Origin of the sequence: Flavobacterium nitrogenifigens, assembly GCF_003254565.1 — a bacterium.
GTDB lineage: Bacteria > Bacteroidota > Bacteroidia > Flavobacteriales > Flavobacteriaceae > Flavobacterium > Flavobacterium nitrogenifigens.
Genome location: NZ_QJRI01000021.1, coordinates 1 through 229, shown reverse-complemented (window position 1 = coordinate 229; position 229 = coordinate 1). Strand labels below are relative to the sequence as shown.

Here is a 229-nt window from a genome sequence, read left to right as displayed (position 1 = left end):
TGGTTCTCTAGATGTAACCTTGGAATGCAGCGATGCAGCTGGCCTTGCCACAGCACAGGCTCAGATTCCGACTGCTTCCGACCTATGCGACTCTGATGTTTCAAACATCACAAAAGTAAGCGGACAGTTCGTTGCCTCTGAAGGATGCGGAAACGCGGGAACTTACACCAACACTTGGACCGTAAAAGACGACTGCGGTAACACATCTGACACTTTCACTCAGGTGATC

At 50.2% G+C, this 229-nt stretch carries 1 protein-coding gene; it reads left to right on the top strand.

Annotation, left to right across the window (positions count from 1 at the left end; translation table 11 throughout):
• Positions 1 to 229: HYR-like domain-containing protein (locus DM397_RS00090; RefSeq protein WP_162615403.1), on the top strand; the 229-nt coding region annotated here is incomplete at both ends.